Origin of the sequence: Spiroplasma endosymbiont of Dioctria linearis (assembly GCF_964030865.1) — a bacterium.
Taxonomy (GTDB): domain Bacteria; phylum Bacillota_I; class Bacilli_A; order Mycoplasmatales; family Mycoplasmataceae; genus Spiroplasma_A.
The window spans coordinates 772,822-794,841 of record NZ_OZ034984.1 but is presented as its reverse complement, the minus strand read 5'-3'; the positions used below and the strand labels follow the sequence as shown (position 1 = coordinate 794,841).

24 protein-coding genes, 1 pseudogene, 1 riboswitch and 1 other annotated feature are annotated in these 22,020 nt (G+C 25.4%); of the genes and pseudogenes, 24 read left to right on the top strand and 1 reads right to left on the bottom strand.

Annotated features, from left to right (window positions below; translation table 4 throughout):
- Positions 1 to 34 precede the first annotated feature (34 nt).
- The 19 genes and pseudogenes from greA to AAHM84_RS03300 all read left to right on the top strand — a co-directional run bounded on the left by greA (position 35) and on the right by AAHM84_RS03300 (position 17,107).
- Entirely contained in the window at positions 35 to 505 is a 471-nt protein-coding gene (greA, locus tag AAHM84_RS03390; protein WP_422398405.1) for a transcription elongation factor GreA, read from the top strand.
- Between the two features lie 50 nt (positions 506 to 555).
- The gene (gene rsmI / locus AAHM84_RS03385; RefSeq protein WP_342258532.1) at positions 556 to 1,437 is read left to right on the top strand and encodes a 16S rRNA (cytidine(1402)-2'-O)-methyltransferase; all 882 of its coding nucleotides are present in this window, start codon (positions 556 to 558) and stop codon (positions 1,435 to 1,437) included.
- Between the two features lie 41 nt (positions 1,438 to 1,478).
- Positions 1,479 to 1,763: a hypothetical protein gene (locus AAHM84_RS03380; protein WP_342258531.1), complete on the top strand. Its 285-nt coding sequence runs from the start codon at positions 1,479 to 1,481 to the stop codon at positions 1,761 to 1,763.
- 64 nt (positions 1,764 to 1,827) lie between these two features.
- Positions 1,828 to 1,907: a sequence feature (ribosomal protein L21 leader region), on the top strand.
- Between the two features lie 8 nt (positions 1,908 to 1,915).
- A pseudogene (gene rplU, locus AAHM84_RS03375) lies at positions 1,916 to 2,212 on the top strand (50S ribosomal protein L21); the annotation flags it as partial.
- Positions 2,213 to 2,302: 90 nt separating this feature from the next.
- Positions 2,303 to 2,614 carry a ribosomal-processing cysteine protease Prp gene (locus tag AAHM84_RS03370; protein ID WP_342258530.1) on the top strand — a complete coding sequence of 104 codons (312 nt, stop codon included), beginning with the start codon at positions 2,303 to 2,305 and terminating at the stop codon, positions 2,612 to 2,614.
- Between the two features lies 1 nt (position 2,615).
- Positions 2,616 to 2,906 carry a 50S ribosomal protein L27 gene (rpmA, locus tag AAHM84_RS03365; RefSeq protein WP_053945913.1) on the top strand — a complete coding sequence of 97 codons (291 nt, stop codon included), beginning with the start codon at positions 2,616 to 2,618 and terminating at the stop codon, positions 2,904 to 2,906.
- A 56-nt stretch (positions 2,907 to 2,962) separates the two neighbouring features.
- Positions 2,963 to 3,811: a J domain-containing protein gene (locus tag AAHM84_RS03360; protein ID WP_342258529.1), complete on the top strand. Its 849-nt coding sequence runs from the start codon at positions 2,963 to 2,965 to the stop codon at positions 3,809 to 3,811.
- 11 nt (positions 3,812 to 3,822) lie between these two features.
- On the top strand, positions 3,823 to 5,175 hold the full coding sequence (locus tag AAHM84_RS03355; RefSeq protein WP_342258528.1) for a Sapep family Mn(2+)-dependent dipeptidase: 1,353 nt from the start codon (positions 3,823 to 3,825) through the stop codon (positions 5,173 to 5,175).
- 197 nt (positions 5,176 to 5,372) lie between these two features.
- Complete coding sequence (gene rpsB, locus AAHM84_RS03350) at positions 5,373 to 6,215, top strand: 30S ribosomal protein S2 (RefSeq protein ID WP_342258527.1); 843 nt, start codon at positions 5,373 to 5,375, stop codon at positions 6,213 to 6,215.
- A gap of 11 nt (positions 6,216 to 6,226) precedes the next feature.
- A complete protein-coding gene (gene tsf / locus AAHM84_RS03345) occupies positions 6,227 to 7,102 on the top strand; it encodes a translation elongation factor Ts (protein WP_342258526.1) in 876 nt (291 codons plus the stop codon).
- Position 7,103: 1 nt separating this feature from the next.
- Positions 7,104 to 7,970, top strand: a complete 867-nt coding sequence (locus AAHM84_RS03340) for a hypothetical protein (RefSeq protein ID WP_342258525.1) — start codon at positions 7,104 to 7,106, stop codon at positions 7,968 to 7,970.
- A gap of 61 nt (positions 7,971 to 8,031) precedes the next feature.
- A riboswitch (TPP riboswitch) is annotated at positions 8,032 to 8,127 on the top strand.
- A 25-nt stretch (positions 8,128 to 8,152) separates the two neighbouring features.
- On the top strand, positions 8,153 to 9,103 hold the full coding sequence (locus AAHM84_RS03335; protein WP_342258524.1) for an energy-coupled thiamine transporter ThiT: 951 nt from the start codon (positions 8,153 to 8,155) through the stop codon (positions 9,101 to 9,103).
- Positions 9,104 to 9,215: 112 nt separating this feature from the next.
- A complete protein-coding gene (locus tag AAHM84_RS03330; protein ID WP_342258523.1) occupies positions 9,216 to 10,247 on the top strand; it encodes an alpha/beta hydrolase in 1,032 nt (343 codons plus the stop codon).
- Positions 10,237 to 11,613, top strand: a complete 1,377-nt coding sequence (locus AAHM84_RS03325; protein WP_342258522.1) for an amino acid permease — start codon at positions 10,237 to 10,239, stop codon at positions 11,611 to 11,613. Before AAHM84_RS03330 ends, AAHM84_RS03325 begins: the two co-directional genes overlap by 11 nt.
- 84 nt (positions 11,614 to 11,697) lie before the next feature.
- Positions 11,698 to 12,411 carry a UMP kinase gene (gene pyrH / locus AAHM84_RS03320; protein WP_339029557.1) on the top strand — a complete coding sequence of 238 codons (714 nt, stop codon included), beginning with the start codon at positions 11,698 to 11,700 and terminating at the stop codon, positions 12,409 to 12,411.
- A gap of 19 nt (positions 12,412 to 12,430) precedes the next feature.
- Entirely contained in the window at positions 12,431 to 12,979 is a 549-nt protein-coding gene (gene frr / locus AAHM84_RS03315) for a ribosome recycling factor (protein WP_342258521.1), read from the top strand.
- Positions 12,980 to 13,125: 146 nt separating this feature from the next.
- Positions 13,126 to 14,715 carry a hypothetical protein gene (locus AAHM84_RS03310; protein WP_342258520.1) on the top strand — a complete coding sequence of 530 codons (1,590 nt, stop codon included), beginning with the start codon at positions 13,126 to 13,128 and terminating at the stop codon, positions 14,713 to 14,715.
- A 60-nt stretch (positions 14,716 to 14,775) separates the two neighbouring features.
- Positions 14,776 to 16,287 (top strand): hypothetical protein, encoded by a 1,512-nt coding sequence (locus AAHM84_RS03305; RefSeq protein ID WP_342258519.1) that lies wholly within the window; start codon positions 14,776 to 14,778, stop codon positions 16,285 to 16,287.
- Positions 16,280 to 17,107: a hypothetical protein gene (locus AAHM84_RS03300; RefSeq protein ID WP_342258518.1), complete on the top strand. Its 828-nt coding sequence runs from the start codon at positions 16,280 to 16,282 to the stop codon at positions 17,105 to 17,107. The genes AAHM84_RS03305 and AAHM84_RS03300 overlap by 8 nt, the downstream gene beginning before the upstream one ends.
- Positions 17,108 to 17,115: 8 nt before the next feature.
- Here the strand turns inward: AAHM84_RS03300 and ispG are convergent, their stop codons facing one another.
- Positions 17,116 to 18,189, bottom strand: coding sequence for a flavodoxin-dependent (E)-4-hydroxy-3-methylbut-2-enyl-diphosphate synthase (gene ispG / locus AAHM84_RS03295; RefSeq protein ID WP_342258517.1), 1,074 nt, complete (start codon positions 18,187 to 18,189; stop codon positions 17,116 to 17,118).
- 126 nt (positions 18,190 to 18,315) lie between these two features.
- Here ispG and AAHM84_RS03290 point away from each other — a divergent pair, with 126 nt between their 5' ends.
- The 5 genes from AAHM84_RS03290 to AAHM84_RS03270 are packed head-to-tail and all read left to right on the top strand — an operon-like array spanning position 18,316 to position 21,870.
- Positions 18,316 to 19,161 carry a hypothetical protein gene (locus AAHM84_RS03290; protein WP_342258516.1) on the top strand — a complete coding sequence of 282 codons (846 nt, stop codon included), beginning with the start codon at positions 18,316 to 18,318 and terminating at the stop codon, positions 19,159 to 19,161.
- A 20-nt stretch (positions 19,162 to 19,181) separates the two neighbouring features.
- Positions 19,182 to 19,922: a segregation and condensation protein A gene (locus AAHM84_RS03285; protein WP_342258515.1), complete on the top strand. Its 741-nt coding sequence runs from the start codon at positions 19,182 to 19,184 to the stop codon at positions 19,920 to 19,922.
- A gap of 20 nt (positions 19,923 to 19,942) precedes the next feature.
- On the top strand, positions 19,943 to 20,503 hold the full coding sequence (scpB, locus tag AAHM84_RS03280; RefSeq protein WP_342258514.1) for an SMC-Scp complex subunit ScpB: 561 nt from the start codon (positions 19,943 to 19,945) through the stop codon (positions 20,501 to 20,503).
- On the top strand, positions 20,500 to 21,252 hold the full coding sequence (locus AAHM84_RS03275) for a pseudouridine synthase (protein WP_425289570.1): 753 nt from the start codon (positions 20,500 to 20,502) through the stop codon (positions 21,250 to 21,252). The genes scpB and AAHM84_RS03275 overlap by 4 nt, the downstream gene beginning before the upstream one ends.
- Positions 21,253 to 21,870, top strand: a complete 618-nt coding sequence (locus tag AAHM84_RS03270) for a deoxynucleoside kinase (RefSeq protein ID WP_342258512.1) — start codon at positions 21,253 to 21,255, stop codon at positions 21,868 to 21,870.
- Positions 21,871 to 22,020: the final 150 nt, after the last annotated feature.

Here is a 22,020-nt window from a genome sequence, read left to right as displayed (position 1 = left end):
ATAATATTTTAGTTAATAAAAGGGGATTCATATGATAGATAAAGATATTATTTTAACAGCAGAGGGTCTTAAAGAATTAAAAGAAGAGTTAACTCATTTAATCAATAATGTCCGTCCACAAGTTATTGAAGAACTTGTTGAAGCACGTGCACAAGGAGATTTATCAGAAAATGCTGATTATGATGCAGCAAGAAATAGACAAGCAGAAGTAGAAGCAAGAATTAAAGAAGTAGAAGCAATGCTTTCAAAAGCAAAGATTATTAAAGATTCTAATTCAAAAAACAAGGAAGTAAAAATTGGAAGTCAAGTTACATTTACAAGTCAAAAAACTAAAAAAGAAATGACTGTTAAAATTGTAGGAGCTATTGAAGCAGATCCATTTGAAAATAAAATTTCAAATGAATCACCATTGGCAAAAGCAATGATGGGTAAAGTTGTTGGAGACTCAGTTGAAGTAAGAGAACTAAAAGAACCTTATAAAATAACAATTAAAGATATTAAATAATTAGCCTAATAATTTTATTAGGTTTTTTTTGTATAAAAGGAGAGTGCCATATGTTAAAAGTTCAAAGCACATTTAAAAATGATTTGACAACTATATATCTAGTGGGAACTCCAATTGGTAATTTAAATGATATATCAAAAAGAGTAATTGAAACTTTTGAAATCTCTGATGTTATTTATTGTGAAGATACTAGAGTAAGTTTTAAATTATTTGAAAAATTAAAGATATCAAAAAAATTAAAAGCTTTACATAAATTTAATGAGTATTCAATCTTGCCAACAATAATAGATGATATTAATAAATGTAAAAATATAGCAATAATTAGTGATGCAGGTGTTCCTTGCATTAGTGATCCAGGAGCCATTGTTATTAAAAATATTATTGAAAATAATATAAAAGTCAATATAACTTCAATTAACTGTGGTCCTGCATATATTCATGCAATAGCAGCTTCAGGTTTTGTTGCAAAAAGGAATTTATTTTTGGGTTTTTTAGATAAAAAAAATATGGAAAAAGATATGCAAGAAATCTTTAAGAATAATAATAATAGTGATACTATTATATCTTTCTATGAATCTGTTCATAGAATTCAAGCAACATTAAATCAGCTCTCTCTACAATTAAATGAAAATACAAATATTGTATTAGCAAGAGAATTAACAAAACTCAATGAGGAGTTTCTAAGGGGAACAATTGTTGAGATCTGTGAATATATTAATAATAATCAGTTAGTTTTAAAAGGAGAATTTTGTATTATTATTGATTCTAAATATTCTTTAAAAAATGAAATAAAAGTAGATATGGAATTAATTATATATGAGGTTGAAAAACTAATATCAGAAAATATTAGTAAAAAGGAAGCAATAAAAAATATCTCAAAAAAATTCTCTGTAAGTAAAAATGAATTAACAAAATATTTTTATAAAGATTAATTTTTAAATATTATGACGATATTAATATAGGAGGTCTAAATATGGAAAAATTATCTATACAAAAATCAAGAGAAATTATTGGAGGTAAAGGGATGTTAGGAGCTTTACTTAATGGTTTTGGTTCTATTACAAAATCAATTGGTGAACTTTTCTCAAATTCAATAGGAACAATTGCCACTACTGTTTTTACAGCAATTTCATTAAATAAAGTTGATAAGTTAGATGCTAAAATTGGAAATTCTACTTTTAAGACAGATAATTCAGTTTCGAATAAAGCTGCAATTGAAGCTGAAAATAATGTTCCAAATGTGGTAAATTTATTTTAATATTTGCTTAAAAAAGTAAAAAAAAGTAAAAAAATCTATTAATTTGGTATAAAATTATTTAGGTTGCTAGTTTCAACCGCACTTTTGTATGTTATAAAGAAGTTTGCAAAATAACTCACATACAAGGCGAGTCTAGACTGGGAGGAATAAAGATGTTCGCAATTATAAAAACTGGTGGAAAACAAATTAAAGTTCAATCAGGAGATGAAATCTATATTGAGAAATTAGAGGTTGAAGAAGGTAAAAAAGTTACTTTTAATGAAGTTCTAATGATTGATGGAACTGTAGGATCACCTTTAATAAAAGGAGCAGCAGTTGTAGGAACTGTTGTTAAACAAGGTAAAGGAAAAAAACTTAGAGTTGTTAGATATCATCCTAAGAAAAATGTTAATAAAGTATATGGTCACAGACAACCTTATACTAAGGTTAAAATTGATACTATTTCATTAAGTGGTTCAAAACCAACAATAGAATCAACTGCACCAAAAACAACAGCTGCACCAAAAACTTCTACTTCAAATAAAACAGAGGAATAGTTGATGGTAAAAGCAAAAATTTTTAAAAAGGAAAATAAAATAAATTCATTTGTAATAAGGGGACATGCAAATTTAAAAGATCATGGAGAAGATCTTGTATGTGCTGCAATTACAGGAATAGTTTCAGGATCATTAAATGCATTAGATATTAAATTTAATAAAAATATAAAAATTAATGTTGATGCAAATAGAATAGAAATAAAAGTAATAATAGAGGATAATTTATTAAATCATCTATTAGAGTTTATGATTATTCAACTAGAAACTATTGAGGTACAATATCCAAAGAATTTTAAAATAGAAAGGATGATTTAATATGCGTTTCTTATTAGGATTACAATATTTTGCTTCTAAAAAGGGAGTAGGGTCAACTAGAAATGGTCGTGACTCAGAATCAAAACGTTTAGGAGCTAAAAAAGCAGATGGACAATTTGCTAATGCAGGTTCTATAATTTTCAGACAAAGAGGAACAAAAATCCATCCAGGTGTAAACGTTGGACGTGGTGGAGATGATACATTATTTGCATTAGTATCAGGAATAGTAAAATATCAAAGATTTGGTAAAAACAGAACTAGAGCTGTTGTTATTCCCCAAGAATCTAAATAATAATAAATAAGGCTCCTTTAAATAGGAGTTTTTTTAATGAGAAGAGGAGTTTAATAATGTCATTTTGAGTATTAGTTTTTATTTTATTATTTTTATTTGGTATTTTAAGTTTTTTATATAAGATTAAATTAGGAAAACGTGAAAAAAATAGTAAAGATAATATTCAAGTTAATGAAGCACTAAAAAGTTTTAAATCCTCATTTGCAAGTCAAAAGGATAAAGTAGTTTTAATAAAAGAAATTGATTTAGTCGAAAATTTTAATAGATTTCCGTTCAAGTCTGAATTTAAAGAAATAAAGAAAAAATATAGAAATGAAAAATTAATTTTAACTATTGAAAATACTCAAAAAAGTTTTTATGACTATTGAGCAGTTAAAGAATTTGATTTTTTCGTAATTTTTGAGAACCTATCTAAAAAAAATTTTATTGTATTTTCAACAAAAGTTCTATTATTGATATACAGTGAATTTCTTACAAAAACTTTCAATTTGTATAAGCAGACATTTATTTTAGCAGTTATACCAGCTATCATTTTTAAAGAGGAAAATAAAAATTTTAAATCAATTAAACCAGAAAATTTAAATGAATATATTGATAGTCAGTTTCTTGAATTTTCTAAACAATTAAATAAAATTATTGAAATGATTGAAATTCAATTGCAAGTTAAATCAAAAGAAAAAAGTAAAACAAATTTTGAAGTTGATGAAAAGCAATTAAAATTAATAGAAGCATATAAAATATTGGAAGTGTTACCAACTGATTCAGATGATAAAATTAGAAAAGCTTATTTAAAACTTGCTAAAATGTATCATCCTGATAAAAATAATAATGAATATGCAAAAGAAAAAATGGCTCAAATAAATGATGCCTATGATATCGTTGTAAAAGAAAGAAATAAAAATTAAGGAGATTATTTATGAATGTAGTTAAAGAAATACTATTAGGTCAATATTTTGATCAAGCATTGGAAGAAACAAAAAAAATAGTGGCTATGCCATCTTATAGAAGAGATCTGACATATGGAGCACCTGTACATCAAGAAATAAAAAATGTTTTAAATCATTGTATAGATTTACTAAAGGGTTTTGGTTTTGAAACTTTTATAGCTCCAGATTACAGATATGGCTATGCAGATTATGGATTTGGGGATAAATTATTTGGAATAATTTGTCATTTAGATGTTGTTCCTGCAGGAAATATTGATGAGTGAAAAACTAATCCATTTGAACCAATAATAAAAGATGGGAAATTAATAGGTAGAGGTACTTTTGATGATAAAGGACCTACAATGATGAATATTTTTGCTTTTAAATATTTGATTGATAATGGTTTTAAACCAGATTATAAAGTTAGATTTATTTTTGGGACAAGTGAAGAAACAAACTGAGAATGTATGGAGGCATATGTTGCAAATGAGCAATTGTGTGATTTAGGATATGTTCCTGATGGTCATTTCCCTGTTGTTTATGCAGAAAAATGAATTGCTGATGTTGATTTAGTGGGAAAATTTGAATCAGAATTTGAACTAAGTGGAGGAGAAGTATATAACGCGGTAAATGATTTAGTTAAATATGATGGACCTAAAAAAAGCGAAATTGCAGCTTGACTAAAGAAAAATTCAATTGATTCTTATGAAAAAGATAACTACTTATTTGTAAAGGGAGTATCAGCTCATGGAAGTTTACCTTTTAAAGGAATATCTGCATCAACTTGATTATTAAAAGCGATTGCTGAAATTGGATTGAAACATCCTTTAGCTGACTTTGTTTCAAAATATGCTCACTTAAATTTTGATATGAAAGACATATTTGGAGACTTAACAGATGAGACTGGAAGTTTAACTGCTTGTAATGGAATAGTTGAAGTTTCTAAAAAAGACTTTAGATTTACAATTAATTTTAGAATACCTTGTACAAGAGATCCAAAAAAGGATGTTGTGGAAGTTTTAGAAAAATTTGTTTCAAATCAAAATATTGAGTTAAAATTATCTTCAATTGAAGATAGAGTTTATTTTCCAAAAGATAGTGAAGTTGTAAAAAACATTATGCAAGTTTATAAAGAAGTAACTGGAGATTTAAAAGCTGAACCAATAGCAATTGGTGGGGGAACATTTGCTAAATCAATGCCAAATATGATTGCTTTTGGAGCAGAATTTGATATGAATGATTCAACTATGCATTCATATAATGAATATGTAAAAATTGATGATTTAAAGAAAATGATGGAAATTTATGCAAAATCCTTAGTTAAATTAACAAAATTAAAATAATGCTTTTAAAGCATTATTTTTTTGTAGAACAAATATTAAAAAATGATATACTATAAATATTGTATATTTAATTTTGGGTATGCAATCACATATGGGAATTTTACATCCTAGTGCTTGTTATTTTTAATTAAACAAGTGGATTTATTTAGAACCATTATGGAAGATTAACGAATAAAAATTTGAAAGGAAATTAAAACATGGCAAAAGATTTAACAAGAGAACAGTTATGAGATGCTGGAGCTCAATTTGGACACCAAACTAAGCGTTGAAATCCAAAAATGAAACCATATATTTATGGAGCAAAAAATAAAAATCATATTATTGATTTACAACAAACTATTTGAAGATTAGAAGACGTTAAAAGATACGTTACTTTAATTGGACAAAAAAAAGAGAAAATAATTTTTGTTGGTACAAAAAGAAGTGCCAAAAATGCAGTAAAAGAAGCAGCGTTAAGAAGTGGTAATTTCTTTGTAAACTCAAGATGATTGGGTGGAACATTAACAAACATGAAAACAATCTCATTAAGAATTAAAACTTTATGAGACATTGAAAATGAAGAAAAAACAGGAAAAATAAACTTAAGACCTAAAAAGGAACAAATTTTAATTAGAAAAGAAAAAGCTAAATTAGAAAAGACTTTAGGTGGAATTAAACAAATGCATAAACTACCTGCAGCGATGTTTGTAGTTGATCCTAAAACTGATGAAATTGCTGTTAAAGAAGCAAGAAAATTAAGAATTCCAGTTATTGCTATTTGTGATACAAATGTTGATCCAGATATGGTTGACTTTGTAATTCCTGCAAATGACGATATTCAAGAATCAGTAAATATTATTACTAATTTTATAGTTGATGTTTATGCTGACGCAGCAGGTATTAAAATGCAACCAAGTAGTTTAAAAATTGTTGCTCAGAAAAAAGAAGAGAAACAATATGGAGAAGGTCAAAGACCATATACACCAAGAAATAATGATTCAATGGGTGAAAGATCAGCTGCACCTAAAAAACCCGCTGTAAATAAAGAAGAAACTAAATAGGAGAGATTAAAATGGCAGTTACACCACAATTAATTAAAGAATTAAGAGAAATGACTTCTGCTGGAATGATGGACTGTAAAAAAGCTTTAGAAGCTACAAACGGTAACATTGAAGAAGCAGTAGTTTGATTAAGAGAAAATGGTTTAGCAAAAGCAGCTAAAAAAGCTGATAGAGTAGCAGCTGAAGGAGTTTCATTTGCAAAAACTGATGGTAAAAGAGCAATTATTTTTGAAGTAAACTCAGAAACTGATTTTGTTTCTAAAAATGATAAGTTTATGGCATTAATTGAAAATATTGGTAATGCTTTATTAAAATCAAAAGCTACAAATTTACAAGAAGCTTTAAATGTTAAATTGGCATCAGGACAAAATATTAGTGAAGCTTGTGTTGAAGCAACAGCAACAATTGGTGAAAAAATTGAATTAAGAAGAATTGCTGCAGTTGAAGGAAAAAATTTAGCGATATATAATCATGCAAATAAAAGAATATCTGTCTTACTAAATTTTGATGGAAACATTTCAAGTGATGATGCATATAATGTTTGTATGCATGTTGCAGCTATGTCTCCAAAATATTTATCACAAATTGATGTGCCTCAGGAGTTTAAAGATCAAGAAATGCACATTATTAAGGAAACTACTGATTTAACTGGTAAACCTGAAAATGTTGCTGAAAATATTTTAAAAGGAAAACTAAATAAAAAAATTGCTGAAATAACTTTATTGGATCAAGGATTTGTAATGGATGAAAAGCAAACAGTAGGAAACTTTGTAAAATCAAAAGGTGCAACTTTAAAGCAAATGTTTAGATTTGAAGTTGGAGAAGGAATTGAAAAAGTAACAACAGATTTTGCAGCTGAAGTTGCAGCACAGTTGGCGGGTAATTAATATGGTTAATAATTTATTATCTTTACAAGCAAGTAATTTATTAATTCTTTCAATTGTTCTTTTAACTGTAGCACCATTATCATCAATCTATTCATGATATTTAACAGGATTATTTAAAACTAATAAATCTGAAGTTAAGTTTGCTAATAAATTATTAGTTGGAATTATGATAGGTTTACAAATTGTATCAATTGTAGCAGCAGTGATGTCGTTGGTATTTTATTTTATAGATTTAAAAAGTTTGACTATGTCATTGTTTATTGTTTGCATTGTAATATCATTTGTAACATCGGCAATTTGGTTTTCAATGGTTTTATTTTTTTCAAATCAACTATGATTTTATATTGATGATGAAAAAATTGTTACATTGGGAGAATCAATCAAATTATCAAAAATTCAAAAAATAATTGAAGATGATGAAAAAAGTGCTGTTTATGTTAACTACTTAGAAGGTAGAAGAACAATTAAAAAAATAAAATTTAGTAAAAAAACAGCTTTAGGAATTTATTTTTTAGAGAATGCATCAAAAACAGGTGTTAATCCAGAAAAGGGAGATGAGGTTACTTATTTTAAAGAACAAGTGGCTAAAATTAGAGCTGAAGCTTTAGAGATTTCTAAAAAAGATGTGAAAGCACCAATTGAAAAAGTAGAATTAGAAACTGAAAAAACAATTGAAAAAGCTGAAAAAGTAGCTGAAAAAACAGTTGCTAAAGCACAATCAACTGCCAAAAAGACAGTTGCAAAAGCAGAAAAAACAGCTGAAAAAACAGTTGAAAAGGCTGAAAAAACAGCTGAAAAAACAGTTGCCAAAGCAGAATCAACTGCCAAAAAGACAGTTGCAAAATCTAAGAAAGATTTAGAGAAATAAAATTAATAGATAAAAACACATTTTAATATGTGTTTTTATTTTATTTAATATAAAATAAGTATGAAAAAGGCAGAGGTAACTTTTAAATAAGTTTGAGAAATACTCTTAGAACCTGATCTAGTTAATACTAGCGTAGGAAGACCTTTAGAATAAAAATTCTGCTTTTTTCATGGAGGAACTTCATGAATAAAAAAATTATAAAATTATCAATAGTTTTATCTACAATAAGAATATTAATATGTTTAGGCTTGGTGATTTGAGCAATTATTACAATTATCGAGGCAGGAGATCAAAATGGTAGTCTTTTACTTGGAAAAATAATAACCATCTCTTTTTGCTTTTCATTATTTTTTGTTTTATTTACTTTAATAAATTTTTCACTAATTCTTAATATTATCCTCGATAAGGATAAAATTAATAAAAAAAATATAATAGCCTTAGCTTTTATAACTTTTAATTTAGAGACTTTAATTTATTATTTAAGTAAATGAGAGTTTAAAGTTAAAAAAATAAAAATGAAAAGATGAACAATATTTGATATGACTTCAATTTCACTATTATTAGCCTTATATTTTTCAATAGGTTTTGTAACTGGATTAATACCACCAATGCCTTTTTATATTACATTGACATTTAAGTATATACCACTTTTTTTTGGAGCTTTTATCTTATCATTATCTGCTTCAATTACTTTATGCTTCTTAGCAGCAACTTTGTCAATACTTTTACCAGGAGCATACTTACAGTTTTGACAATTTTTCTTTGATTATTGATTGCCAACTCTATTAATTTTTACAGCTGGTTTTTTCACACCAAATGTAAAAACGGAGAAAATGATTACTAAGATTGGAGTATGATTTGCTTTTATTTCTATACCAATTATATTTTTATATTTCTCAAGAGTTACTTCAGGTGTTGTATACTGATTAAATCCAAATAAAATTGAAGTAATCAATAAAGAATTTAATTGAGCAAATAATATCGGTTACTCATTTATTTATAATTCTATAAATACAATTTTTGATTATATACTTTTAATAATTTGCATTCCCTCAATATGTGAGTCACTTTGAACTGTAAAGGAAAGATTTTTTTACAATAGAAATTCAAATCGAGAAGATTATACTGATTAGGTTTTTTAATATAAAAAAAATTTTCATTTTTTATAAAAATGAAAATATATGCAGTATATATTTTAAAATTTTTTTGTAGGAATCAAAATGAAATTTTTGAGAGGAATAGTTTATGTCCAAAAATATAAAAAAATATAAGTATAATTTTTCAAGAATTATACTTACAACTATTTTAATTCCTTTAATTTTAATAAAATCAAAAAGAGACTTTAAAATATATAGGGATTTTTGTTATACATATCCAAGATCTGAAAAAGAGAGAAATATTGGTCAATATCCAAATATTACAAGCAAATTAAATTGTTTAGATTATCACTATTGAGATTTAAAAAAAATGAGTTTAAAAGAGGAATCATTTAAAAATAGTGATATTAAAGAGTATAAGTTGGAAACCAAAAAGGGAGATATAAGTTGTATTAAAGTTATAAACAAGAAAAGCGATAATTGAGTAATTGCTTTACATGGTTGAACTGAAGATAAATATTTAGCGTTAAGACTTGTTTATCACTATTTTAAAAAGGGATATAATATCTTGTCTTTTGATGCATTTGCACATGGAGAGAGTTATGGCAAATATACTGATATTGGCTATTCAAGTATTGAAATGATAGATGAAATTATAAGTGATTTGAAGATTAACAATAATGTTAAAAATATTGGTTTAATCGGTAATAGCATGGGCGCTTCAACTTCTATTTTATATTCTCAAAAAGGTCTTTTTAAAAATGAAATAAGTTGAGTAGTTGCCGACTGTGGTTTTAATAAAATTAAATATCAGTATCGTTATTATATTCAAAATAATTTTTTTAAAAAAGCCTGATGATTTAATGGTTTAAATTATACTAAGAAGTTTAGTAAAATTACAAAGACTAATCAAAGTAGTTACAATTTAATTAAAAATATGAAATTTAATAAGGAAGTACCAATATTTTTTATACATGCTATTGGCGATACATTTATTCCTTATGAAATGAGTTTAGATATGTATAATAAAAAAATCTCTTTAGAAAAAAATAAAAGAAGTATATTATGAACACCAGAAGGTTCTGAACATGTAAATGTAATTGCAGATTATAATGAAGAGTACATTAATAGAACTTTAGAGTTTTCACAGGAAAGCGAGAGAATAAAAAATGAAAAATAGAAAAATGGGTTTTTGAACTGTGTTAGCTTTGACACTAACAGCAACAATTGGTTCAAGCTTACTTGTTACTTTCAATCAAGTTTTTATGATGGTTGGTAATAATCCATTGCTTATGATATTAGCTTGAATTATTGGGGGAATAATAATTCTTCCTGAAACATTTTTAATGGTAGAACCTGCAATTTCTTTTCAAGAAAATGGAACTACTTATAGTTGATTAAGAAAAGCAAACTGAAAAGTTATGAGTTTCTGATTTGGTTGAGTTTTAACATTATTTGTATCAGCAACTGCAATAGCAAGTAGTTGTTTAGCTTTATCTACAATTATTATGAGTATGGCAAAATCTGATAATATTTATTTATTAAAGAGTATATCAATTTTAATTTTGTTATTAATTGGGGGAACTCAAATATTTTTAAAAAATAGTAGTCAAGTAAGTCAAATAATATTTTTAGTAATTAAAGCTTTACCTATATTATTTGTAATGATATTAGCTCTAGTTTATGGTTCAACTAATGGGCTTTTAAGTAATAAGGAAATGAATCAAGGTCTAGGTCAAGCATATATTTCATCTTCCTTATTAATTCCAGCAATTACAATGACTATGTTTTCCTATTCTGGTACAGAAGTACCAACTTATGTGGCAGGAGAAATTAAAAATGCAGAAAAAACTACACCAAGAGTAATCATTTCTGGTGTGATAATTGTTATTACAATTTATTTAATATATGGAATTGCTCTGTTATCATTAGCGTCATCAGGTGATGAAATGGCAAATGGTAATCAAGGATTATTGGCTTTTTCTAAATTACCTTATTGATCAAAAATAACTTTTAATGTTTTAGCAATTTTACTATTTATTGGTTCAATTAATGCATTTTTGTTATATCAAACAAGACTGATATACAAGATGGCAGAAGAAAAAGATTTATCTAAACCTTTTTTAAAAACTTCTAAATGATCAAATCAACCATATATGGCTATGTTACTTCTAATTGGCTGTGCTATATTGTATATAATTTTTAATCAAATTATTGAGTTATTAGCGTATTTTTCATTAGCAGTAAGTGCATTAAAAATATTAATGACAACTAATGTAATTTACTTAAGATTAAAAGAACCTACTTATAAGAAAATTTATAAAAATTGATTATTTTGAATATTTGTTACTTTTGCATATTTAACTTGTCTATTAACACTTGGAGGTTCAATGATGTTAATGTTAAGTACAACAAAAATGGCAGATATTTGAAAACCTATTTTAGTTATATTGTTAGTTATTTTAATTGTTCCAATAGGTTTTTTAAAATTCTATTTACAAGAAAAGCAAGTAAAAAAAGAAGTTGTTGATAATAAGGAGATTTAATAATATAAATATTAAATTGCAAAAAACCCATATTTTTATTAAAAAAATATGGGTTTTTGTTATAATCTATCTAGCGAGGTAAGTATGGCACTAAAATTTAAAAGAGTTCTATTGAAAATATCTGGAGAAGCCTTAAAAGGAAATGGAGACATTTATGATAAGGAAAGACTAGATGCTGTTGCAAAACAAGTAATTGAATTAACTAAGCAAGGTTTGCAAATTGGAATTGTAATTGGTGGGGGAAATATTTGAAGAGGAAAATTAGCAGATACTCTTGAATTATTTAGAATTGAAGCAGATTATATGGGAATGTTAGCAACAATTATGAATGCATTGGCATTTGAAGCTACATTAAGAAAATTAGGATTTGATAAAGTAAAAGTTTATTCATCTTTGGAAATTAAAACTGTAACAAGTTCATATAACTATAGAAATGCAAGAGAAAAACTTGATGAAGGTTATGTAACAATATTTGCTGGTGGAACTGGTTATAGTTACTTCACAACAGATACTGGAGCAAGTATTAGAGCAATTGAAATTAAAGCCGATGCTTTATTAATGGCTAAAAATGGAACTAAAGGAGTTTATGATTCTGATCCAAATACTAATTCTCAGGCAAAGTTTTTAAAAAAATTAACACACAATGATTTAGTTGCAGGAAATTTACAAGTTATGGACTCAACAGCTGCAGCATTATCAAGAGATGGTAAATTGGAAATTGTTGTCTTTGATATGAATGGTGCAGACAACATTATCAAAATTGCACACGGTGAATTAGAAAGCACTGTAATTAAATAAATAAGAGAGGATTTTTAAAATGTCACATGAAATAATTGATATCACTGAAATGAGTATGGAAGAGACAATAGAAAGTTTTAAAGAATACTTATTGAAAATTAGAACAGGAAGAGCTAACGCAAATATGCTAAATAGTGTTATTGTTGATTTCTATGGAACTCCAACACCATTAAATCAAACTTCACAAGTATCTTCTCCTGAGCCTCAACAGTTAGTTATTAAGCCTTATGATAAAGGTCAGGTAGCTGCAGTTGTAGCAGGAATAAATAAGGCTGATTTGGGATTAAATCCAATTGCAGAAGCTGATTTAGTAAGAATTAATATACCAGCACTAACTGAAGAAATCAGAAAAGACTTAGTTAAAAAAATGTTAAAAGAGCTTGAGAGTTTTAAAGTTAGAATTAGAAATGCAAGAAGAGATGCAAATGATAAAATTAAAAAAGATAGTTCATATCCAGAAGATGTAAAAAAAGATTTGGAAAATCAAATTCAAAAAAATACTGATAAATTTATTGATATGCTTGATAAAATGGCAAAAGATAAAGAAAATGATTTAATGAAAATTTAGTATTTATTAAAAAGCTTATGCTTTTTTTATTTTTGTTTATCTAATATTTGATTCTAATTCAACTTAAAAGATACCTTATAAAAGTCCCTCAAGCAAGGTTGTAAAACATTTATTTATATATATACTAAATATTAGAGGTGTATCTTATGGGATTTAGTATAGGGATGGTTGTATCATATAATCGCCAAAATTATGTAATATTAGAAATAATTGAAAGACAGATTAATTCTAGTTTCATTAAATTTTTGAAATTAAAAAACCTAATAGATCAACAGATAGTAACAGTTAATTCTCAAGAAGTTCAACAAATTGAGTTAAGACCAAGAAAAGAAGTACAAAAAGAGGTAACTGAAAATCAAATTACTGATACTAGTTATATTGAATCTTTATTTTCAGAAATTGGTATAACACAAGAAACTGAAGATGTTAGTTTGTTTGATTTAACTGGAGAAAATACTTTTACATTAGATGATGTTATTTTTGATAATTTTGAAAATGAAGATTTTGAAAATGACGAAACAGTAAATATATTTGAAAAATCTAACACATCATCTACATTAGTTGAAAACTTTCAAACTCCTGAAACAAAAATTCACTTGACACCAAGGAGAAAATCTTCATTAGAAAATATTTCACCAATAAGTGAGACTTTTAGTGATTTGAAGTTGGTTGGAGAAGTAGCCACTAAAACTACTGAAATAATTCCTACAAGAAAATTACAACAAGAAAAAAAACAATCTGAAATTAATAGAATACAAGAAATTAAAGATTTTAAAAAGCATGAAATAGAGTATGAGAAGAGAAAATTAAAAGAGAGTTCATCAAATGATGAAACAAATTTTAATCAAAATGATAAATTTAAAAATTATTTAATAAAGGAATTAGAATCTAATCCTTCAAATGAAAGAAATTCTCATTTATTAAAAGAACTAAATTCTGATTTAATTAAAGAGATTACTCAAGTTGAAAATAACAATAATACAAACTTATTTAAAAATGATTTTACTGAGTCATTAGATCATAAAGTAATTGAAAAAGAAATTGAGCTTAATAAGTTTGCAAATAACTCAAATAAGGAGTTTGATGAAAAACATTTTGATACTTTGGAAACTGGACCTTTGAATACTAGAAAATTGTTTGAAAACTTCAATAAGCAACAAAATTTTCAAGATAGTTTAAATGAAAAATATAGGGATAATGTTAATAATACAAATACTTTATTTGGAGTTAACAGAAATTTTAATCAGGATGCTTTAAAAAACTCTAAAATTTATAAAAAATTCAAATTAATGAGTTTATGGTTAATAATTTTATTATTAACTATGCTAATTACGCCAATCATTGGACTATTTATTAAAAGTTCAGTTTACTGAGTTCAAAACAAAACATTAAATCTAAGTGTAATATTTACTTTTAATTTTAATAATGCAATAGATGTTATTTTTATGACAGCATTTATATTAACAACATTAGTTTTCTTAATTTACCTAGTTTTCTATTTAATAATAATTAGTGATAAACAATATAAAAAGATTGCATTTTATAATTTTCAACTTGAGAATAGGGTTGAAATAATTGACTCAATTCAAAATTATAATAATGAATCAAGTGTCTACTTAATTAAAGTTCATAATGAAATTAAAAAAATTAAAAAAGATATTAAAAAAATTAATCAGCAACAAATGAACCCAGTAGTTTCTGAAAAAGTACAAAATCATCAAAAAATTTCACACTAAAAGGTCATTTAAATGACCTTTTAGTTTTAATTTGTAATAAAATATAATTTGAGGTGCAAAATGAAACACTGAGATATAATAATTCTATTTCCAATACTTTTTATAATTTGTGCTATTTCAATGGTATTTTTGTGCAAAAAAGAAAAATTACAAAGGACTACTTATTTATGATTAATTCAAATTATTTTATTTTGAGTAGCAGCTGGATATGCAGGTATTGAAATAAAAAATCAGATAAGTTTACAACAAAATATTAGTTCGACAAATTTTATTTTAGCTAGTATTTTTTCAACTTTTTTATTTTTAATTATTCTAAAGCCAATTGCGACTTTTACTACGGGAATCATGCAAAATAGGAAAATTTGAATTCAAATAAGTAATATTTTACTAATTTTAGTTTTAGCATTAATAAGTTTTCTAAATTTGCCATTATGAATGTTAATCATTGTATCAATTATGCTTTCATTTTGTTTAGCAAGCTCAACATTATTTACTCTATTTTTAAATGAGCAAAGCTTTTTTAGAATATATATTATGCCTTCAGTTTGAATTACATTTATATTTATTTCTTTTTCATCTTCTTTAGGAATTTATTTTAATAATGTAAATATGGTTGCTAATAACAATGTAAGTACAATTTTATTTAATTTATTCTTGATATCGATGTTACTTACAGCTTTTGTACTTAGCTTTATCATTAAAGAAAATAAAAACCTAGTTCAAGTGTTTGATAATGAAGTTTTAGAACATTTACCAAAGAAGAATAATTTTACTTTTTTTATTATTTACACATTGGCTTTTCTATTAACTTTGACTAGTGCAATAAATAACTCATTATTTATAAAGTTATATATTGCTTTAAATTTAACTAATTTAAATTTAAATGATGAGAATGTTTTGACCTGATTAAGAATTAATGAATTTATTTATTTAATTCCAACAATATTAGCATCCGTATTAAGTTATAAAGTTTTAAGAAAAATAATAGAACAAAAATATTTAATCTATATTAATCTATTTATTTTGTTTTCAGCATATACAATAATGGCATTTATTTCTAATCCATTTATATTTATATTATTAAATATACTTACTGGGATTTGCTTTAACCAAATTATTTACTCATTATTTTCAGCTTGTGTATTTTGAAATTATAGAGCTAAAAAAAATCCAGTTACAGGTTTTTATGGAAGTTCAATGTTTCTTGGATATTTTATTGTTGAAGTGACACAAAATAGTTTATCTAGTTTAAAAGTAGGTATTTTTAAAAATTTTTCTAATTTAGATCAATTGTTTATTTTTAAAGAGACTTCAACAAGTGAAGAAATTGAAAAATTTTTAAGAACCTTTGATAACTTCTCAACATTAATAATGTCAATTGCTTGTGTAATTGTGCTTGTTTCAATATTAATATTTTACTTTATGAGTAATAAAATATTTGCAGATTATAATAAGTATAATTCTGCTACAAAAAATTTAAAAATGTTAATTAAAAAAAGAGTTATTGCAAAAACAAAAACAAAATTGAACTTAAAAGCTATAGAGGAGGATATTAATCAAGATTATGAATAAAATTTTTAATGATGAAATTGAGGTTATTTTTGAAATTAATCCTTTTGAAATAAAAAGTGTTAAGAAATCTAATGTGGAAATAATATATCAAAAAAGTTCAGAATGAAAGAAAAATTGACCAATTTTATTTCCTATTTGTGGTAATTTAAGCGGTAATTTAGAACATAACGGCAAACCTTTAAAACTTGAAAGACATGGCTTTTTTAGAGAAATAAGAAACTGAAAAGTTACTGAGCAGAGCAAAAGTAGGGTGATTATAGAATATATTTCAAATAATGATTTTTATCATATATACCCATTTAAATTTAAAATTATAATTGAATTATATTTAATAAAGAATAATTTATTTTTAAACATAATTGTAAAAAATCTAGAGCATGAAACTATGTTTTTCTCACTTGGACATCATCCTGGCTTTAAGTTTTTCAATAAAGCAAATTTAAGATTTGATAAGCCAATCTTATTTTCAGATAAATTTGAAAAAGGACTTATTGTAAGTTTAAATAAGGATATTGAAATTAAAGAAATCACACATAAAAGTTTAGACTTTAATAATAGTAAATCATATATAACTGATAATTATTATAATGAAGATATTATTTTAAATAATGGAGAAATAGAATTTAAAATTAAAACTAATGATTTTAAAGATTTAGTATTATGAAGAGAAAATAATGATTGTGATTTTATTTGTATTGAACATTGAAATGGATTACCTGATATGAAAAATAAGATATCTAAGGAGTTAAAAGATAAGCCAGAAGTTTTAAATTTAGAATCTAATCAAGAAAGGAATTTTTTATTACAAATTGAATTTTAAAAAAGATGCTATTGCATCTTTTTTCATTCCTCATAATATTCTAATATTAATTCTTTTAATTCTGGAACTAACATATCTTGTTGAACAGTTTTAAAAATTTTTCCCTTTTTAAAAATAATACCACCTTTATTTCCACCAGCTATTCCAATATCTGCTTGACTTGCTTCACCTGGGCCATTAACAACACAACCAAGTATTGCTACTTTTAAAGGGAATCGCAGTTCCTCTACAAATTCCTCAACTTCCTTAACAACTTCTCTTAGAGCAAACTCTAATCTTCCACAAGTTGGACAAGCAATTACCTCAACCATATTTTTAAATAGACCTAGTGAGTTTAATAATCTTTTTGCCACTTTAATTTCTTCAACAGGGTCTTCACTTAAACTAATTCTTATAGTATTTCCAATTCCTCTTTGAAGAAGATAACCCAGACCAAAACTTGATTTTATTGCTCCATTTAATAAACTACCAGCTTCGGTAATTCCTAAATGTGCAGGATAATCTCAATTTTCACTAGCAAGTTCATAGGCTTCAATTGCCATTAAAGGATCGGTTGCCTTTAAAGAGTAAATAATATCTTTAAAATTATACTTTTCTAATATCTCAATATGTTCTCTAAGAGATTCCACCATTGCTTTTGCTGTTCAACCATATTGAGCAACCATTTTTTTTGGTAAGCTACCTGAATTTACTCCAATTCTTATTGGTATTTTTTTCTCTTTGCATTTTTCAACAACTGCAATTGTATTTTCTTCAATTCCAATATTTCCTGGATTTATTCTTATTTTAGCGCAACCAGCATCTGCTGCAATTAAGGCAAATTTATAATTAAAATGGATATCTGCAACTATAGGGACAGGGGAGTTATCTACAATTTGTTTAAGTGCATTAGCATCATCAATACCTAATACTGCAACACGAACAATTTGACATCCCTCTTTATAAAGTGAATTTATTTGTTCTAGAGTTTCCTTAACATTGTGAGTTTTTGAAGTTGTCATTGATTGAATAACAACATTGTTATTTCCTCCAATTTCAATATTGCCAACTATAACTTTTCGTGTATTAATTCTATTTATCATAAATTTCTCCAAATTGTCTTCTCTTTACTAAAATATTATACACTCTTTTATAAACTAAATTTTAGTACACATAATGGGTTATAAAATTTTTTTTATGTATAATTAATATAGTAAGGGGTAAAAATTATGTTAGAGAAAACTACATTAAAAGATATAGTTAAAATCAATAAATCACTTGCCTCTAAAGAATATGAATCTTTAATAGAGTTTAATAAATATAGTGATATTATTCAAAACTACATTGATGAGACTTTTTTTAAAAATGATGCAATTATTGAAAAACTAGTTGAATATTGTGATAATAGTGCCAGATATTTAGATATTACTTTTAAAAAAGAAAGTGGAATTAAATTAAGTACTGAAAATGTTCACAATTATACAAGCAATGTAAAAAAAGCAATTGAAAAAACAATTTATAGTGAAGAAAGAACTTTCAATTTCTCAATTTTTGTAGAAATAAAAAGTATCTTTAAATATCTCTTAGAAAAATCAAAAGAATATGATGCACTAAAAAATTTTAAAGAGTTGTATAGTGTAAGTTCAGTTGAATTTCATCAGCAAAATGAAAGTTTTAAATATCTTTACACAATATTTGATAAATTAACTTATATTGCAAAGCATTTAAACGATAAGTATTGTAAAAAAGAACCTACAAAATACTCTAGTGAGTCATTAAGATTCTCCAATGATTTTTTGCCAAATATTTCTTTTTTATCAAAAAGCGCTTTCGATTTCCAACAACTATCAGATGTTATTGAAAGAGTAACTTATTCTAAAGCTTGACATTATATTAGAAGGTTAAGAAATTCCATTGAACATGATTTTGTTGATCCAGCATATAAATATAATATTTGTTTTTCATTAGAGTTATTATTCATAATAATTGGTAGAATAATGCTAGCGTTAAATAAATACTTACAATCAAACGAGCAAATCAAAGAAACATTAGATTCATTAAGAGTGGAAAAATAGTTTAATTTAAGAGGTACATTATGAATAATTGAAATGAAATACAACTAAATAATTTTAATGGACCACTGGACTTACTACTTCATTTAATAAAAGAAAAAGAAATGAATATTATGGACATTAATTTAATTGAACTTTCTTCACAGTATATAAGTTATATTAAAGAATATGAGTTACTAGATATTGAAATTGCAAGTGAATATTTGGTTATGGCTGCATACCTTATAGAATTGAAATCAAAGTTATTAATTCCAAAAGAAGAAGTTGAAGTTGATTCAAATTATGAAGATCAAGAACGAGATGATTTAATACGTAGATTAATGGAATATCACAAAATTAAAGAAGTAACAAATTTCTTTAAAACTAAACAAGAAGATTTTTTAAAGACTTTTAGTAAAGCAAAAAGTATAATAAAGATATCTAAAATTGATGATGATGAATTACCTTTAGCTCAAAATAATATTGATATAGAAAAATTCTCAAATATATTCTTAAAAGCAATTGAGAAAAATAAATTCCAAAGAATGGAAGTTAATACAATTAATAGAGCTGATGTTTCTCCTGAAGAAGTAGCAGAAGAAATCAAGGCATTTTTAAAAAATAATAATATTGATGAAATTGATTTGGCAAAATTAATTGAATTAAAAGAATTCTCAATTAGAATGATGGTAGCGACTTTCTTGGCTGTCTTAGATTTAGCAGCTAAGAAATTTATAACGCTTTCTCAAAATGGTGATGAAGTTATTGTAAAGTATTTGAATTAGATTATTAAGAGGAGAAAATTATGGATAAGAATAAAAAGATAGCAATAGTTGAAGGTTTATTATTTGTTAGTGGTGATGAGGGAACAACAATTGAAGATTTGCAATTTATATTAAATGAAGCTAGTACAAATGAGATTGAAATAATAATTGATAAATTAGTTGATAAATATAAGAGCGATGAGTCATGTGGTTTAAATATTCAAAAATTTGCAAAAAATAAATTTAGATTAATTACAAAAAAGGAAAATGCTGAATATTATACAAAATTAGCAAATGTAAAGACTGAATCAAAACTTTCAACAGCAAGTATTGAAACTCTTTCTATAGTTGCCTATAAAGGTCCAATTTCAAGAGCTAATGTTGAAGATATTAGAGGTGTAAATTGTGAAACAATCTTTTACAAATTAAAACTAAGAAATTTAATTCAAGAGGCTGGAAAATCTCAAGATGTTGGTAAGCCAATGCTATATAAAGTAACAGATGATTTTCTAAAATATTTTAATTTAAATAGCTTAGATGAGTTGCCAAAACTAAAAGAAGCAATAGAAGAAGAAAAAGACATTTTTAATAGAGGTTCATAATGGAAGAAAGATTACAAAAAATAATAGCCACTAGAGGTTATTGTTCAAGAAGACAAGCAGAGAGATTAATTGAACAAGGTAGAGTAAAAGTTAATGGAACTGTTATTAGAGAAATGGGTTCAAAATTTGATACAAATGTAAAAATTGATATTAATAATAAAAACCTGGATGAAAATAAAGAAAAGGTTTATTATTTGTTTAACAAACCTAGATTAGTATTAACAACAATGCATGATCCAAAAGATAGAAAAACTGTAGCAGAATTTTTTAAAGACTCAAAATTAAGAGTATATCCAGTAGGAAGACTTGACTATGATGTATCAGGAGCTTTAATTATGACAAATGATGGAGAATTTGCAAACTTTGTAATGCATCCAAAATATGAATTTAGAAAAACATATCAAGCATTATGTAAAGGAAAAGTTCATAAATATCAAATTAAAAAACTTGTAGAAGGTGTAATTATTGATGATGATTACAAAACAAAAGCAATTCAAGCAAGATTACTTAAGTATGATGAAGAGTATGATGAATCTGTTATTGAATTAACAATTGCAGAGGGAAGAAAACATCACGTAAAAAAAATGCTAGTTGCAGCAGATATTTATTTGAGAAAATTAAAAAGAACTCAAATAGAGTTTTTGACAATTGATGATTTACCAATTGGTAAATTTAGAGAACTAAAGTCACATGAAATTAAGCAGTTTTATGGAATTTATAATTCATTGAAAGTTAAGAGAGGTAAATAAATGAGAATAGCTATTTTTGGAACAGTTGGTGCAGGTAAATCAACTATTAGTGAAGAGATTTCAAAAAGACTAGGTTATGAAATATTTCCAGAACCAATTGATAATAATCCATACTTTGATGATTATTATAAAAATATGGAGGCTAATGTATTTAAAATGCAAATATATATGCTTACTGCAAGAAGCCAACAAATAATTGCAGCAAAATCTTTGGAAAATGTAATTTTTGATAGAACAATTTTGGAAGACCCAATTTTTGTTGCAGTTAATCATGAATTAAAAACAATGAATGATGTTGATTATAAAACTTACACTGATTTTTATGAGCATGTTGTTATTCCAAATTTAGCGCATAGAGCAACATTTGATTTGGTAATTTATTTAAAAGTGTCAACCAACAAAGCAATCCAAAGAATTAAAGAGAGAGGAAGAAGTCAAGAACTTAATACTCCAAGACAATATTGAGAAACATTAAATAAAAAATATGATGATTTCTTTGAAAGAAGAAAACATATGTTTGATTTTTTGGTAGTAGATGCGGAAACAGACAATTTAGAAACGAAAATGGACTTTATTATGAAAAAAATTTATTCTATAGATCCAAAATTAGTAAAGTAAAACTTGTATAATCTTCGAATATAATGGTTGTATTTAATAAAAATAAACATTTTTATTAAAGGACTTTCTAAATATTCTATATAAATTGAAAAAGAAAACTTTATTTTGAGTTTTCTTTTTTAATATTTAAAAGAGTTATTAAATAAAATT